This window comes from Bradyrhizobium sp. 23 (genome assembly GCF_023073295.1).
GTDB classification, from domain to species: Bacteria; Pseudomonadota; Alphaproteobacteria; order Rhizobiales; family Xanthobacteraceae; genus Bradyrhizobium; species Bradyrhizobium canariense_D.
The window spans coordinates 127,858-142,259 of the sequence record NZ_JADPJF010000037.1 but is presented as its reverse complement, the minus strand read 5'-3'; the positions used below and the strand labels follow the sequence as shown (position 1 = coordinate 142,259).

Sequence of the window (14,402 nt, the reverse complement as noted above, 5' to 3'; positions counted from 1 at the left end):
CGAGACCTGCTGTGGCGAGCGTGCCGAGCCGGTCGGCCAGGACGCCACCGAACATGTTCCCGATCGCGGCGGCGCCGCCGAACACCAGCAGCGCGAGGCTGATCTGCGACGCATCGAATCCAAGGCCGCGCAGCGGGACCGCGAAATAGGTGAAGACGGTGAAGCCACCGAGCGCCCATAAAATCGTGATCAGAAGCGCCGTCAGGACATTGCGGTGACGCGCCACTGCCAGCCGATCGCTGAGCGAGGCCGTGTTGCGTGGCAGGCCGCGGGGCAGACCGAGCAGGAGGCCGGCGAGCGCAACGGCACCGATCAGGGCGACCATGGCAAAGGTCGCGCGCCAGCCGAGCAGGCTGCCGACGAGATTGCCGAGGGGAACGCCGATGACGGTCGCAACCGTGAGGCCCGAGGTAACCAGCGCCACCGCGCGGCTGCGTCGCTCCGGCGCGGCGACGGCCACGGATACGGCCAGCGCGGTCGGCATGCACAGCCCGGAGCCCAGCGCCATCAGCATGCGCGAGGCCAGCAGCAGGGCGTAATTCGACGCCACCATCGCCGCGAGGTTTCCGGCGATGAAGGTCGATAGCGCCAAGGCCAGCACGGTGCGGCGGTCGATATTGTTCAGTGTCACCGCCAAGATCGGCGAGCCGACCGCATAGGTGAGGGCGTAGGCTGTGACCAACTGCCCGGCGGCGGGGACGGAAATCGCCAGGTCCGTGGCGATCGACGGCAAAAGCCCAGCAATGACAAAGCCTTCCGTGCCGATCGCAAAGGCTCCCAAGGCCAACCAGAATACGCTCATCGGAGAAATCCCTATGTTCAACGTTTATTGAACTATTGATGGGACCGGGTCAGGAGTCAATTGGTTCAAGAACTATTGAACATCCAGGTCATTTCGCTATGCTCTTCGGACGATGAGCCGCACCCCACCCCACCCCACCCGCGAGCAGATCGAACTGCCGATGGTTCTGGATTGCCTGAGCGATCCGATCAGATTGGCGATCGTGTACCAGCTCGCGCAGCAGGAACGTGTCAGCGGCGAGCTGTGCTGTGGCGATTTCAACGGGCTCAGCGGCAAGTCGAATCTTGCCTATCACTTCGCCAAGCTGCGCGAATGCGGCCTGATGCAGACCCGCGTCGCCGGCACCAACCGCTTCGTGCGCCTGCGCCGCGACGATCTGGACGCACGCTTTCCGGGCCTGCTCGATGCTGTCATCACCTCCGCGGCAAAAGATGCCGACCGGCTGCGGCTTGTGTCGGAATGTGAAGTGGTTGAGGCTGATTGAGGATTGGGCGGCCAGTCCCTCTACGCTTGCCCTTCGCTCCAGCTACGCCGGACACGCTTAGCCCCCTTCGGGCCTCGCGTGGCTGCGCCACGCGTAGCCCCGTGAGGGGCGAAGCGTGGAGACCCGGCCTGGATTTGAACCAGGATAAAGAGCGATGCATCGCCCTCGCGTAGACACTTCCGCCACCGGGCCGCGGCGATCATTACCGATCGGGGTGCGACAAGCCACCTCAGGCAGACGTTATGCTTAACGGATCCACCAAGCTCAACGGACCAGCGGCGGCCGCGCGACGAACGTCATGCGCCAGCTATTGTGGCCGATATTGCGGTGAGCACGCTGGACCGCGAAGCCGACTCCCTTGAGCGTGGCGGTGATCTCCTCCTCACTGTAGCGCTGTAACCCGATGCGCGTTCGCAGCTGACGGTAATCCGACAGTGCGGTGCTGATCAGCCCGATCAGTGCATCTTTCAAAAAGCCGTGACGCAGGCCGAAGCTGAGCAGCGCCGTAACGTCCCTGAACATGCCGACATTGGGCTGGAGGATATCGCCCAGCACGAGCTTGCCCGAGGGCTTCAGGATACGGGAGAAGTTGAGGAGCGCGGCGTCGAGCTCGTCCGGCGTCATGTATTGCGCGACCGAGTTCATCACGACGAGATCGATCGACTGCTCCTGCATCTTGCGGACGTCGTCGAGCGAGCGGACGCGGATTTTCGTGTTCGGGGCAAACCGCGCGATCAACCGGCCGCGTACGCCGGGCGCAGGCTCGGCGAGGATCAGCTTGCCGCAGGCCGCCGCGACCTGGCTCGCCGACAGCGCCTCGCCGCAGGCATAGTCGAGCACGGTCGCCTCGGGCGAAGAGATGTAGCCGATGATGTCCCGCGCGATGATCTGGAAGTGCAAGTCGCGATGCAGCTTGCTGACATAGATCGTGTGCGTCGAGTCGTAATAATCGATCCAATCGTCCATGGTCGTCGAGGGCCCCGGCCAAACGGTTCCGTTGCAGGAACCGGCGCAGCCCGCCTGCGTTAGGGGTGCGGCGGCGCGCCGTCAATGTCTGCGTCCTAACAGGAAGGTTTCCCGTGAGCAAAGCTCCACAAAAGGTCTCGCCCGACCTCGACACGCCCACCGATCTGTCGTCCCAGGCGGTCAACAAGGTTTCGGAGGCACTCAACGTGCTTCTGGCCGACGCGTTCGCGCTGTATCTGAAGACCAAGAATTTCCACTGGCACATCAGCGGCCGGCATTTCCGCGACTATCATCTGCTGCTCGACGAGCAGTCCGACCAGATCTTCGCCACCACCGACCAGCTCGCCGAGCGCGTCCGCAAGATCGGCGGCACCACGCTGAAATCGATCGGGCAGATCGCCAAGCTCCAGACCATCAAGGACAACAACGAAGACTATGTCCCGCCGCGCGAGATGCTGCGCGAGCTGATGCAGGACAACAAGCATGTCGCCGCCGCAATGCGCAAGGCGCACGAGGTCTGCGACGACGCCGGCGACGTCGCCAGCGCCAGCATCCTCGAGAACTTCATCGACGAGACCGAGCGCCGCACCTGGTTCCTGTTCGAAGCCACAAGACAGGAAGGCGCGAACGAGGCGTAGGGGCACACTGTCGTAGGGTGGCCAAAGGCGCGCTCTTCGCGCGCCGTGCCCACTATCTCTCCGCAGTTCAAACTGTTTGGTGGGCAGGCTTCGCTTTGCCCACCCTACTGCACCGTCTTTGTAGCTACCGCCACAACCGCATCAACGCCCCGTTCTTGCCCGTCACCGGATCGGCCGGCGGCCGCGCGACGTTTGGAATCGTCTTCAGCGCCTTGGCGTGGTTCTCCGGTGTTGCGCGGGTGACCTCCATCTTCGCGCCCGGCGGATAGGCGCCGATCACGCAGAAATCCGCGCTGGCCTTGATGCGTTGGTGACCTGTGCCGGCGGGCAGGATCGCGACGTCGCCGGCCTTGATCTCCAGCTCCTGGCCGTGGTCGCCGCCGAAGCGGACGCGCGCGCTGCCACGCGCAACGCCGAGCACCTCGTGCACCGTTGCGTGATAATGCAGATAATCGAACACGCCATTGCGCCACGTGCCGCCCCAGCCGTTCGCTTCGAACAAGCGTTCGATCGTCTCTTCCGGCTGTCTGGAATCGAGCTTCACCGCGGCCTGGTAGACCAGGAAGGGGAGGATATTGTTGGGCACGAGCCCGTCATCCTCAAATACGATGGCGAGCGGCTCGGCATTGTCGCGGACGACAGACATAAGAGGCTCCTGCGTGAGCGTAGCAGTGATCAACGAAGGGAGTTAAGCGGCGTTCCTCGTTCCGCTGTCATTCCGGATTCGCGCTGCGCTGCGCCCGGAACGACAAGAGCCCGGGCGAAGGCCCGGGCTCGATGTCGTCAAAGCAGTTGCAGGAGAGCGCGCGCCCTACACGCTCTTGTTCTGCCGCATCAGATCGGCAAAGCGCTGGAACAGATAGTGCGAGTCGCGCGGACCCGGTGAGGCCTCGGGGTGGTACTGCACCGAGAACACCGGCTTGCCGTCGAGCTGGATGCCGCAATTGGAGCCGTCGAACAGCGAGATGTGGGTCTGCGTCGCGCCCGTCGGCAGGGTGCTCTCGTCGACGGCAAAGCCGTGGTTCATCGAGGTGATCTCGACCTTGCCGGTGGTCTCGTCCTTCACGGGATGATTGGCGCCGTGATGGCCCTGGTGCATCTTCTTGGTCTTGGCGCCGACGGCGAGGCCGAGCATCTGATGGCCAAGGCAAATTCCGAATGTCGGCGTGCCCGACTTGATCACGTCCTGGATCACGGGCACGGCATATTTGCCGGTCGCGGCCGGATCGCCGGGACCGTTCGACAGGAACACGCCATCCGGCTTCATCGCCAGGATATCCTCGGACGACGTCGTTGCCGGCACCACCGTTACCTTGCAGCCGACGCCGGCGAGCAGGCGCAGAATGTTGCGCTTGATGCCGTAATCGATGGCGACCACGTTGAACTCAGGCTTGTCCTGGCGGCCAAAGCCCTTGTCCCAGAGCCAGGGCGTCTCGTCCCAGGTGAAGCGCTGGCCTGAGGTGACCATTGGCACCAGGTCCATGCCCTCGAGGCCGGGCCATTCGCGCGCTTCTTCCTTCAAGCCGTGCAGGTCGAACTCGCCGTCCCTGGCGTGCGCGATTACGGCGTTGGGCATGCCCTTGTTGCGGATCAGCGCGGTCAGCGCGCGGGTGTCGATGCCGGAGAGGCCGATGATGCCGCGCGCCTTCAGCCACTGGTCGAGGTGCTTGGTGGCGCGATAGTTCGAGGGATCGGTGATCGCGGTGCGCAGGATCACGCCGCGCGCGCCGGGCGTCGCGGCCATGTTCACCGTCTCGATGTCGTCGTCGTTAGTGCCGACATTGCCGATATGCGGGAAGGTGAAGGTGATGAGCTGGCCGGCATAAGAGGGATCGGTGAGGATCTCCTCATAGCCGGTCATCGCGGTGTTGAAGCAGACCTCGCCGACGGCTTGGCCTTCGGCGCCGAGGCCAAAGCCTTCGAGCACCGTGCCGTCGGCAAGCACCAACAGCGCGGTCGGTTTGTGGTCCGGCCAAGCGTGATCGTTATCATGTTGTGTCATGAGCCCGGTTCATAGTCCCCGCGGGCGCTGCCGTCAAAGCGGAGATGCGCCGATTCACATGCGTTTTTGCATATTTGACAGGTCGGCTTGGGCCCCTAAGCTCCGCAGCATAATTTCCGGCAAATTCCGGGGCTCGGGAGGCAATAATGGACCAGACGACGCCGATTCTGCTGGTTCCGGGATTAGCCTCCTCGGCCCGGATCTATGCACCGGTGATCCCGTCGCTGTGGCAGTTCGGCCCGGTGATGGTCGCCAACCATATTCGCGATGACAGCATGGCGGCGATCGCCCGGCGGGTGCTGAGCGAGGCGCCGCCGCGCTTCGCGCTCGCCGGCCATTCCATGGGCGGCTACATCGCCCTCGAGATCATGCGCCAGGCGCCCGAGCGGGTGGCCAGGCTCGCGCTGATCAACACTCAGGCGCGGCCCGACACGGAGGAGGCGACCGCACGCCGCCGCGGCCTGATGGAGCTGGCCCGGCGCGGGGAGCTGCGTGCCGCGCGCGAGGAGATGTTTCCCGAACTGGTGCATCCGTCGCGCCGCGACGATGCAGGCATTCGCCAGCTCGTACACGAGCAGGGCGATGACGTCGGCGTCGAAGGCTATCTGCGGCAGCAGACCGCGATCATCGCGCGGGTGGATTCACGGCCGACGCTTGCGACGATCAAATGCCCGACATTGGTGCTGACGGGCGATCAGGACAACACGATTCCCAACGCATTCTCGAAGGAGATGGCGGAGGGCATTGCCGGCGCAAGGCTCGTCGTTCTGGAGAATTGCGGACACCTGCCGCAACCGGAGCAGCCTGCGGCGACGGTGCGGGCGCTGGTCGAATGGCTGGGAACCCCGGTTGTCTCCGGGCTGCGAACGGCCTAGATCAGGCGTCGGATAGTCTAGGGGATCACGATCATGCTGCGCGACGACATCAACAATGCGGTCAAGGAGGCCATGAAGGCCAAGGAAGAGCGCAAGCTGTCCACGCTGCGCATGGTCAACTCGACCATCAAGAACGCCGACATCGAGGCGCGCGGCAACGGCAAGCCGCCGCTCTCGGACGCGGACTTGCTCGGCGTGTTTCAGAAGATGATCAAGCAGCGCCAGGAATCGGTTGAGCTCTACGAGAAGGGCGGCCGTGCCGAACTCGCCGCGCAGGAGCGCGACGAGATCGCGGTGATCTCCGCGTACTTGCCGAAGCAGATGTCGGATGACGACGTCAAGAAGGTGATCTCGGACGCGATCGCCGAGACCGGCGCCGCCGGCATGAAGGACATGGGCAAGGTGATCGCCGTGTTGAAGACCAAGTACGCCGGCCAGATGGATTTCGGCAAGGCCTCTGGTTTGGTGAAGGCTGCTCTGACGGGCTAGGCGGCCGCGCCGAAGGTTTGCCAGGAGCTGACAGACTATCATCCTGGTCACGCCCGGCCTTGTGCCGGGCATCCACGTTCTTCAAAATGGAGAGAAAGAACGTGGATGGCCGGGACGAGCCCGGCCATGACGAGAACCTCCGATGAGCAGGGCCTCTCCCATGACCGCCATCAAGCCGTTCCGCATCGCCATCAGCGACGACGTCCTCACCGACCTCAAGTCGCGCCTCGCCCGCACGCGCTGGCCGGAGGCGGAGCTGGTCGATGATTGGAGCCAGGGCGCGCCGCTGGCATGGATCCAGGAAATCTGCACCTATTGGGCTGATGGCTACGACTGGCGCGCGCGCGAAGCGAAACTCAACTGCTTCGAGCAGTTCACCACCGAGATCGACGGGCTCGACATCCACTTCCTGCATGCGCGCTCGAAGGAGCCGTCGGCACTGCCGCTGATCATCACCCATGGCTGGCCCGGCTCGATCGTCGAATTCCAGAAGGTGATCGCGCCCTTGGTCGATCCTGTCGCGCATGGCGGCAATCCTGCCGATGCCTTCCACGTTGTCTGCCCGTCGCTGCCGGGCTTTGGCTTTTCCGGCAAACCCAAGACCACCGGCTGGGGCGTCGATCGTATCGCCGCGACCTGGGCCCAGCTGATGGACCGGCTCGGCTATATCAGGTACGGCGCGCAGGGCGGCGACTGGGGCTCGGCAGTGACGACCTCGCTTGGCATGCAGGACGCCGAGCATTGCGCCGGCATCCACATCACGCTCGCCTTCAACGCCGCGCCGAAAGTCGAGGGCGAACCGACGCCGGAAGAGAAGCGCGCGCTCGCCGGCCTCCAGCATTACGTCGACCTCGACTCCGGCTATTCGAAGCAGCAATCGACGCGGCCGCAGACACTCGGCTACGGCTTGACGGATTCGGCGAGCGGGCAGGCGGCCTGGATTCTGGAAAAATTCTGGGCCTGGACCGATTGCAACGGTCATCCCGAGAACATCTTCACCAAGGACGAGCTGCTCGACAATGTCATGCTCTACTGGGCGACGGAGACCGCGACCTCGTCGGCGCGGCTCTATTGGGAAAGCTTTGGCAAGCGCCGGACCACGCCGGTCGTCAAGGTGCCGACGGGCGTGGCTGTCTTTCCCAGGGAGATCATCACGCCGGTGCGGCGCTGGATGGAGCCGAACTTCCGCAACATCACGCATTGGAGCGAGATGGAGAAGGGCGGCCATTTCGCCGCATTCGAGCAGCCGGAGCTGTATGTCGGCGAGGTCAGAAAGTTCTTCCGGACGGTGCGCTGAGACGCATTCTCCGTCAGGCCCGGACTTGTCCCGGGCATCCGCGCCCTTAAACTCAGGTCAAACAAGAACGTGGATGGCCGGGACAAGTCCGGTCAGACGACGCTGCCGGGAAACGACCATGCTCACCGAAGCCAGCACCTATGACGAACTCTACGGCAATTTCCGCTGGGAGATCCCGGCGCGCTTCAACCTGGCGGAGGCCTGCTGCGATCGCCACGCCGACGGCACCGGCCGGCTGGCGCTGGTCTATCTCGATGAGAACGGCGCCATCACGCGCACATCCTTCGACGATGTCGCGGAGATGTCGCGCCGCTTCGCCAATGTGCTGAGGGCGGATGGCCTTGTCCGCGGCGACCGCGTCGCGGTGTTCCTGTCGCAGTCGCTGGAGCTGCCGATCGCGCACATGGCCGCGTTCCGTTCGGCGATGATCTCCATTCCGCTGTTCGCATTGTTCGGCGAAGACGCGCTGGAATTCCGCCTGTCGAACTCGCAAGCGAGGGCGATCGTCACCGACGAGGGTGGCTGGGAGAAGCTTTCGAAGATTCGCGACCGTCTGCCGGAGCTGAAGAAGGTCTACATCGTTGGCGAACGAACGCCGGCGGGTACGACATCGTTCTGGAATTCGGTCAAGGCTGCATCGCCCGACTTCAGGCTGGTGGACACGTCTGCTGACGATCCCGCGCTGATCATCTACACCTCGGGCACGACGGGCAATCCGAAGGGCGCGCTGCACGCCCACCGCGTCGTGCTCGGACATCTCCCCAATGTCGAGATGTGCCACAACTTCCTGCCGCGCCCCGGCGATCTGATGTGGACGCCGGCGGACTGGGCCTGGATCGGCGGCCTCATCAACGGCCTGTTCGCGTTCTGGTACCACGGCATTCCCCTGGTCGGTCACCGCGCGCGAAAGTTCGAGCCGCAAGCGGCGATGCAGATGATGGCCGATCTCGGCGTGCGTAATGTGTTCCTGCCGCCGACCGCGCTGAAGCTGATGCGGCAGGCCGGCGTGACGCATTCCGGCATCAAGCTGCGCAGCATCTTTACCGGCGGCGAGTCCCTCGGCGGCGAGCTGCTCGGCTGGGTGCGCGAGACCTTCGGCGTCGACGCGCACGAGGTGTTTGGCCAGACCGAATGCAATCTCGTGATCGGCAGCAACGCGAATCTGTTTCCGATCCGCCCCGGTTCGATGGGCAAGGCGACGCCGGGTTTCGACGTCCGCATCGTCAATGACAGAGGCGAGGAGCAGCCACGTGGCCAGCGCGGCATCATCGGGGTGCGCCAACCCTGTCCTTGCACGATGCTCGAATACTGGCGCAATCCGGAGGCAACGTCGAAGAAATATGCCGGCGAGTTCCTGCTCACCGGCGATCTCGGGGTGCAGGACGAGGACGGTTACTTCTGGTACGTCAGCCGCGAGGACGACGTCATCACCACCGCCGGCTATCGTGTCGGCCCGTCCGAAATCGAGCACACGCTGATGAAGCACCCGGCGGTGGCGATGGCGGCGGTGGTCGGCATTCCCGATCCGATCCGCACTGAATCGATCAAGGCCTGGATCGTGCTGCGCCCGGGCTTTGCCGCCAGCGACGCACTCGCGCGCGAGATCCAGGAGTTCGTCAAGGTGCAACTCGCCGCCCACGAATACCCACGGTTCGTGGAGTTCGCGGAGACACTTCCAATGACCGCCACCGGAAAGGTGCTGCGGCGCGAGCTGCGGACGAGGGGTTAGCTTCCTGCAATGGCAAAGACGTCTCAAGCCGCGGGGCTTCACCGCGCTTCACTTGCGAAGCTGAGCGAACTCGATGCGGCGCTGGAGCTCATGTATTACGGCTGGCGCGGCATGACACTCGAAGCCGACGCATATCTCGCCAAGCAAGGACTGTCGCGCCCGCACCATCGCATCCTCTACGTGGTGGCGCGCCGGCCCGATATCGCGATCGGCTCGCTGATCGAGATCCTCGGCATTTCCAAGCAGGCCCTGAACCGGCCGCTCAATTTGTTGCTTGAGCGCAAGCTCCTGACCTCAAAACGCTCGCCCGAGCAGCATCGCTCGAAGCTGCTGCGCCTGACGGCCGCGGGGCAGCGCATCGAGCAGCGCGCATCGGACCACGAGCGCAAGGTGCTGCGCGAGGCGTTCGATCGCGTCGGAGCGACAGGTGCGGCTGCGTGGATGGGCGTGATGGAGGCGATCGCCGACACCAACTGACGATTCCTGAAGTCAACATGGTTGACATGAGGAGCGGGCTTTGCCACTTTCCTGGCCAACGAGCCGTGGGAGGGCTCCGCCATGCGTCTTTCGGATATCGTGCTGCTCCTCAACGCGCTCTGGTTCGGCGGCGCCTTCATCCAGTTCAGCATTGCGCAAGCCAATACACTGAAGATTCTCCTGCCGCGGGAAGAGCGCACCAATCCGATCGCGCCGACATTGTCGGCCAGCGTGGCATTCCTTGGCGGCATCAATCTGCCGATCGGCCTTCTGTCGCTCTACCTTCTGGCAGCCCGTCCGGTCTTCTTCCAGCCGGTCGAAGCGCAGCTGGTGCTGTTCCTGTTCTTTGCCGCCTGCCATTTCAGCCAGTTCGCCTACAACCTTCCGGTCCTGCTGCGCGGAGGACGCGTCGGGGTCGCTTATTGGCCCGTGTTGAAAGGCCCGATGCTCAGGATCTTCGTCATCGACGCGGCCTTGTTCGTGGCCAATCTGGGTGCGGCGCTTCTCCTCGCGTCGCGCTCCTGACTACCGCGACGGCGTCGACAGCGCAGATCGCAGCATGGCGGCGAGGTCTCGCCGCCGGAACGGCTTGGTCAGGATGCGGGCATCGCCGATTGCGTCGGGCGCCGAGACCGGATTTTGGCTGTAGCCGGAGGTGAAGAGCACCTTGAGCCCGGGTCGCAGCTGGATTGCTTGCCGGGCAAGCTCCGGCCCGAACATGCCGCCGGGCATCACGACGTCGGTGAACAGCAGGTCGATATCCCCGGACTGGCGCAACAAGTCGAGCGCCGCCGGGCCGCTCGCGGCCGTGATGACGCGATAGCCGAGCGTCTTCAGCTCGCTTTCGACATAAGTCCGAACCATGTCGTTGTCTTCGACGACGAGAATGGTCTCGCTTCCTTCGCGCGTGACGATCCCTTCGGCGGGTGAGGCGTCCTCGTTTGGCGGTGTTGCCAGGCGGGGAAAGAACAGCCTGACGGTGCTGCCTTGTCTCGGTGCGGACTGCATCTGCACCAGCCCGCCGGACTGCCGCACAAAACCGTAGACCATGCTCAGGCCGAGCCCGGTCCCCTTGCCGACCTCCTTGGTGGTGAAGAACGGCTCGAACGCCCGGCTCGCCACCTCGGCGGTCATGCCGCTGCCGGTGTCGATCACGGCCACCATGACATAGTCGCCTGGTCGCGGTTCGCCATTGATGTCCAAGTCGGATTCACCGAGCGAGACGTTGCGCGCCTCGATGGTCAGCCTGCCGCCCAACTGCATGACATCGCGCGCGTTGAGCACGAGATTGAGCAGCGCAGTCGTGAGCTGGCCGGGATCGACGCTGATCAACCACAGGTCCGGTGCGAGCGCGAAGGTGCATTCGATGTGCTCGCCCAAGGGGCGGCGCAACAAGTGCTCCACCTCCTTAATCTTTTCGCCGATGTCGATGTCTCGCGGCCTCAGGGGCTGCTTGCGCGCGAAGGCGAGCAGGCTCCGCGTCAGGTCGGAGCCGCGTTCGGCAGCTGTCGCGATGTCGCCGGCGATCCGGTGCAACTCCTTGTTCCCCGCCAGCCTGTCGGCAAGGTGCTCCGAATTGCCGAGAATGACGGTGAGGAGATTGTTGAAGTCATGCGCCACACCGCCGGTGAGCTGACCCATGGCCTCCATCTTCTGGGATTGGCTGAGCTTCTGGTTGAGGTCCGCGATGGCCGCCCGTTGCTGCTCAAGCGATTCGGCAGTGTCGTTGAGCAGGGTCATCAATCCGCCCAGCTCGCCGCGCGGATGGGGAGGAGGAATTCGCGCGTTGAGATCGCCGAGCCCGAGTCTCTTCGCCATGTTGGCGAGCCGCCCGACCTGGCGCCCGACGCTCACGGTCGCGAGGATCCATACGCCGGCCAGCAGCAGCAGCAAGGCCACCGCGAGGATCGCCATATCCTCATAGAGCCGGCGATTCGCCGCCGCGACCAATCCGTCCTTGGACCGTCCGACCAGGATGTAGAGGCCGGCATCACGGATCGAAGGTGAGTGGGCGACGGCCCAGACCTGCGTGCGGCCGTCGCGATCGGTCACTTCCTGAAATGCCTTTTGATCGGGAGCCGTCGCGAAGCCGAGCAGGTCGGATCCCGCGATCGACGCGCCCACGGGCGCGGTCCAGCCGGCTCCCAAGGGAGCGACGAGAACGGTGCCCTTGCCGTCGATGAGCAGAATATCCTTCTCGGCGAGCAGCCGCTTGTGGTGATACTCGGCGAATTTGCGCAGGTTGAACGAGGCAAGCAGCACCAGCTTCAGCGCGCCCGCCTCCGATCGCACCGGATATGCGATCTGGAGCACCGATATTCCGGTCAGCCGGCCGAATACCGGCTCAACCACGACGTTGCGCGAGACCAGGGCCTGCTTGAAATAGGCGCGATCCCTCAGATCGAGGGTGCGGTTGGTCCGCAGCGAGTCGCAGAACAGGCTGCCGTCCGGATCGATGGTCAGGATTCCCGTGAACTGAGGGTATTCCTCGCGCACGTCCGACAGAAACGCCGAGCACGCCGCCTTGTCGCGCGTGTCGAGGTCGCGCGCGCGGGCCAGACCATAGTGAAGCTGAGCGGTGCCCTGAATCTTCCCACCCAGATCGCTCGCAATGTCGTCGGCCGAGGCCGACAGATTGGCCAGGGCGGCGTTGACTTCACTGCTCCGGTTCTGCACGAAACGCAGCCCGACGAGGCTCGCCGGCACCAGCATGGCCGCGATGACGAGTATCAGTAGTCGGGTACGCAAGCTCATCGGTCGGACGGTCCATTCGAGTCATCGCGCTCGTTCAAAGACTCAATTTGCGGCACCACCCGCCGCTCAGTCCATAGGCATCGGGTCGAAAAAGTCCCCGACGGGGAAAGATTTCGAGCCGCGGGCAGGACGGATGAGCTTCCCGAAGGACGCGCGCCGTCGGCGCGGTGGTTTTCCCGGGTCTGCGCCGGCGGCTTCGGGATACTGTCGTCCAGCCAACAACTCGCGCGTGCGCACCTGCCGCGGGGACGCTAAGATCGAGTCAATCCGCGTGCGACGGAGATCGCGCCGGCGAACGAGGAGGAAGCTGATGTCCATTTCGGGCAAGGTCGACCCGGTGGTGCGTCCCGTCGCGGCGACCGACATCGCCGAGGCGCTGGTCGAAGGCCTGCGGGATTTCCAGGCGCTGCCGCTTTACGGCCTCTGCTTCGGTACGCTCTACGCCGCCGGCGGCATCGCCATCATGCTGTGCTTCACTGCGTTCGGCATGGTCTATCTGGTCTATCCGCTGGCCGCCGGCTTCGCGCTGCTCGGGCCATTCGTGGCGATCGGGCTCTATGAAGTCAGCCGCCGTCGCGAGCGCGGCGAGCCCGTCTCGCTCGGCGCGATCTGGTCGGCTGTGCGCGCGCGCAGCGAGATCGGCTGGATGGCCTTCGTCACGCTGTTCGTGTTCGTGGTCTGGATGTATCAGGTGCGGCTTCTGATCGCGCTGCTGCTTGGCCTGCATGCCTCGTTCTCGAGCCTGCAGGAGTTCATGACGGTGGTGCTGACCACGAACGAGGGCCTGCTGTTCCTCGGCATCGGCAACGCGGTCGGCGCGGTGCTGTCGCTGATCCTGTTTTCGCTGACGGTCGTGTCGTTTCCGCTGCTGCTCGACCGCGAGGTCGATTTCGTCACGGCGATGGTGACAAGCGTGCGCGCGGTCGTGGCCAGCCCGCTGCCGATGATTGGCTGGGCCGCGGTGATCGTGATGGTCCTGATCGTCTCGGCGCTGCCGTATTTTCTGGGGCTGGTGGTGACGCTGCCCGTGCTCGGGCACGCGACCTGGCATCTTTATCGGCGGATCGTGGTGCCGGTGGCGTAGCGGGAAGCCGGACGCAACGGCAGCGAGCTATTCGCCGGTTGCCAGCCGGCGTTCGCCGGATGAGGTCAGTTCGAGTTCGCCGAGGCGCCTGATTGCATAACCGAGGTTGGTCAGGCGCTCGCCGTGCGCTTGCGGGATTTCGCCTTGCGCCTTGCCCTTGCCGATCTCGGCCAAGGACGCAAATTCATCGGCGCTGAGTGCAACGCTGCTGTCTGTCATCAGGCAACCTCGTCGGTCCATACCTTGAAATTGACAAGGGTATTCGGACCGAAGGTTTGGGTGATCGGGACGTCCGCGGCATCGCGTCCTTGTGCGATCAACACGCGACCGATCCGCGGCGTGTTGTTGCGCGGATCGAACATGTGCCAGCTTCCGCCGAGATAAGCCTCAAACCAGCCGGCGAAATCTCCCACGGCCCAGGGCTTCGGCGTGCCGATGTCGCTGAGATAACCGGTGCAGTAACGCGCCGGGATGTTCATGCAGCGGCAGAACGCGATGGCAAGATGAGCATAGTCGCGGCACACGCCCTTGCCTTCGTCGTAGGCTTCCCGCGCCGTCTTGGTCGCGCGCGCGTGCTCATAGCCGAAGGCGATGTGACGATGAACGAAATCGCAGATGGCCTGGACCCGCGCCCAGCCGGGCGGCGTGTGCTCGAACAACTTCCATGCGATATCCGACAGGCGATCGGTCTCGCAGTAGCGACTGCCGAGCAGATAGACGAGCGTGTCGGTCGGCAGCGCCTCGACGGCGTGCTGAGCCGCGTTCGGGAACACTGGATCGGGCAGGCCGCTGTCGCTCACGACGC

Annotated in this window: 16 protein-coding genes; 9 read left to right on the top strand and 7 right to left on the bottom strand. The window is 64.3% G+C overall.

Going from position 1 to position 14,402, the window contains the following annotated elements; translation table 11 throughout:
* Window positions 1-802, bottom strand: an 802-nt coding sequence (locus IVB32_RS06660; RefSeq protein ID WP_346731091.1) for an MFS transporter, incomplete at its 3' end; no start/stop codon positions are given.
* Window positions 803-914: 112 nt separating this feature from the next.
* Between IVB32_RS06660 and IVB32_RS06655 the strand changes: the two genes are divergently transcribed.
* Complete coding sequence (locus IVB32_RS06655) at window positions 915-1,286, top strand: helix-turn-helix transcriptional regulator (protein ID WP_247296184.1); 372 nt, start codon at window positions 915-917, stop codon at window positions 1,284-1,286.
* 264 nt (window positions 1,287-1,550) lie between these two features.
* Here the strand turns inward: IVB32_RS06655 and IVB32_RS06650 are convergent, their stop codons facing one another.
* The gene (locus IVB32_RS06650) at window positions 1,551-2,252 is read right to left on the bottom strand and encodes a class I SAM-dependent methyltransferase (protein WP_247296182.1); all 702 of its coding nucleotides are present in this window, start codon (window positions 2,250-2,252) and stop codon (window positions 1,551-1,553) included.
* Window positions 2,253-2,365: 113 nt separating this feature from the next.
* Here IVB32_RS06650 and IVB32_RS06645 point away from each other — a divergent pair, with 113 nt between their 5' ends.
* Complete coding sequence (locus tag IVB32_RS06645) at window positions 2,366-2,890, top strand: DNA starvation/stationary phase protection protein (protein ID WP_007596666.1); 525 nt, start codon at window positions 2,366-2,368, stop codon at window positions 2,888-2,890.
* 124 nt (window positions 2,891-3,014) lie between these two features.
* Here IVB32_RS06645 and IVB32_RS06640 read toward each other — a convergent pair whose 3' ends face one another.
* Window positions 3,015-3,536: a hypothetical protein gene (locus tag IVB32_RS06640; protein ID WP_247360997.1), complete on the bottom strand. Its 522-nt coding sequence runs from the start codon at window positions 3,534-3,536 to the stop codon at window positions 3,015-3,017.
* Between the two features lie 165 nt (window positions 3,537-3,701).
* Window positions 3,702-4,892: a glutamine-hydrolyzing carbamoyl-phosphate synthase small subunit gene (carA, locus tag IVB32_RS06635; protein ID WP_026232561.1), complete on the bottom strand. Its 1,191-nt coding sequence runs from the start codon at window positions 4,890-4,892 to the stop codon at window positions 3,702-3,704.
* A 146-nt stretch (window positions 4,893-5,038) separates the two neighbouring features.
* On the opposite strand from carA, the gene IVB32_RS06630 reads away from it, so the two are divergent.
* From IVB32_RS06630 to IVB32_RS06605, 6 genes are all read left to right on the top strand, one after another.
* Window positions 5,039-5,767: an alpha/beta hydrolase gene (locus IVB32_RS06630; protein ID WP_204512331.1), complete on the top strand. Its 729-nt coding sequence runs from the start codon at window positions 5,039-5,041 to the stop codon at window positions 5,765-5,767.
* 33 nt (window positions 5,768-5,800) lie between these two features.
* Window positions 5,801-6,256: a GatB/YqeY domain-containing protein gene (locus IVB32_RS06625; protein WP_018453597.1), complete on the top strand. Its 456-nt coding sequence runs from the start codon at window positions 5,801-5,803 to the stop codon at window positions 6,254-6,256.
* Between the two features lie 160 nt (window positions 6,257-6,416).
* Window positions 6,417-7,553: an epoxide hydrolase family protein gene (locus IVB32_RS06620; RefSeq protein WP_247296249.1), complete on the top strand. Its 1,137-nt coding sequence runs from the start codon at window positions 6,417-6,419 to the stop codon at window positions 7,551-7,553.
* A gap of 118 nt (window positions 7,554-7,671) precedes the next feature.
* Entirely contained in the window at window positions 7,672-9,282 is a 1,611-nt protein-coding gene (locus IVB32_RS06615; protein WP_204512330.1) for an acyl-CoA synthetase, read from the top strand.
* A gap of 9 nt (window positions 9,283-9,291) precedes the next feature.
* Window positions 9,292-9,759 (top strand): MarR family transcriptional regulator, encoded by a 468-nt coding sequence (locus tag IVB32_RS06610; RefSeq protein WP_018453600.1) that lies wholly within the window; start codon window positions 9,292-9,294, stop codon window positions 9,757-9,759.
* An 81-nt stretch (window positions 9,760-9,840) separates the two neighbouring features.
* A complete protein-coding gene (locus IVB32_RS06605; RefSeq protein ID WP_018453601.1) occupies window positions 9,841-10,284 on the top strand; it encodes a hypothetical protein in 444 nt (147 codons plus the stop codon).
* Here the strand turns inward: IVB32_RS06605 and IVB32_RS06600 are convergent, their stop codons facing one another.
* Window positions 10,285-12,513: an ATP-binding protein gene (locus IVB32_RS06600; protein WP_247296177.1), complete on the bottom strand. Its 2,229-nt coding sequence runs from the start codon at window positions 12,511-12,513 to the stop codon at window positions 10,285-10,287. It lies immediately after the preceding gene.
* A gap of 310 nt (window positions 12,514-12,823) precedes the next feature.
* Between IVB32_RS06600 and IVB32_RS06595 the strand changes: the two genes are divergently transcribed.
* Entirely contained in the window at window positions 12,824-13,597 is a 774-nt protein-coding gene (locus tag IVB32_RS06595) for a DUF2189 domain-containing protein (RefSeq protein ID WP_018453603.1), read from the top strand.
* Between the two features lie 27 nt (window positions 13,598-13,624).
* Here the strand turns inward: IVB32_RS06595 and IVB32_RS06590 are convergent, their stop codons facing one another.
* Both IVB32_RS06590 and IVB32_RS06585 read right to left on the bottom strand, forming a co-directional pair.
* The gene (locus tag IVB32_RS06590; RefSeq protein WP_018453604.1) at window positions 13,625-13,816 is read right to left on the bottom strand and encodes a hypothetical protein; all 192 of its coding nucleotides are present in this window, start codon (window positions 13,814-13,816) and stop codon (window positions 13,625-13,627) included.
* Window positions 13,816-14,402: transglutaminase family protein (locus tag IVB32_RS06585; RefSeq protein WP_247410026.1), on the bottom strand; the 587-nt coding region annotated here is incomplete at its 5' end. The genes IVB32_RS06590 and IVB32_RS06585, both read right to left, overlap by 1 nt.

Bases quoted from the DNA above. Each gene is read 5' to 3' on its own strand.
- IVB32_RS06615 (WP_204512330.1), top strand. From the start codon at position 7,672: ATGCTCACCGAAGCCAGCACCTATGACGAACTCTACGGCAATTTCCGC.
- IVB32_RS06620 (WP_247296249.1), top strand. From the start codon at position 6,417: ATGACCGCCATCAAGCCGTTCCGCATCGCCATCAGCGACGACGTCCTC.
- IVB32_RS06655 (WP_247296184.1), top strand. From the start codon at position 915: ATGAGCCGCACCCCACCCCACCCCACCCGCGAGCAGATCGAACTGCCG.
- carA (WP_026232561.1), bottom strand. From the start codon at position 4,892: ATGACACAACATGATAACGATCACGCTTGGCCGGACCACAAACCGACC.
- IVB32_RS06625 (WP_018453597.1), top strand. From the start codon at position 5,801: ATGCTGCGCGACGACATCAACAATGCGGTCAAGGAGGCCATGAAGGCC.
- IVB32_RS06605 (WP_018453601.1), top strand. From the start codon at position 9,841: ATGCGTCTTTCGGATATCGTGCTGCTCCTCAACGCGCTCTGGTTCGGC.
- IVB32_RS06590 (WP_018453604.1), bottom strand. From the start codon at position 13,816: ATGACAGACAGCAGCGTTGCACTCAGCGCCGATGAATTTGCGTCCTTG.
- IVB32_RS06610 (WP_018453600.1), top strand. From the start codon at position 9,292: ATGGCAAAGACGTCTCAAGCCGCGGGGCTTCACCGCGCTTCACTTGCG.
- IVB32_RS06650 (WP_247296182.1), bottom strand. From the start codon at position 2,252: ATGGACGATTGGATCGATTATTACGACTCGACGCACACGATCTATGTC.
- IVB32_RS06630 (WP_204512331.1), top strand. From the start codon at position 5,039: ATGGACCAGACGACGCCGATTCTGCTGGTTCCGGGATTAGCCTCCTCG.
- IVB32_RS06600 (WP_247296177.1), bottom strand. From the start codon at position 12,513: ATGAGCTTGCGTACCCGACTACTGATACTCGTCATCGCGGCCATGCTG.
- IVB32_RS06595 (WP_018453603.1), top strand. From the start codon at position 12,824: ATGTCCATTTCGGGCAAGGTCGACCCGGTGGTGCGTCCCGTCGCGGCG.
- IVB32_RS06640 (WP_247360997.1), bottom strand. From the start codon at position 3,536: ATGTCTGTCGTCCGCGACAATGCCGAGCCGCTCGCCATCGTATTTGAG.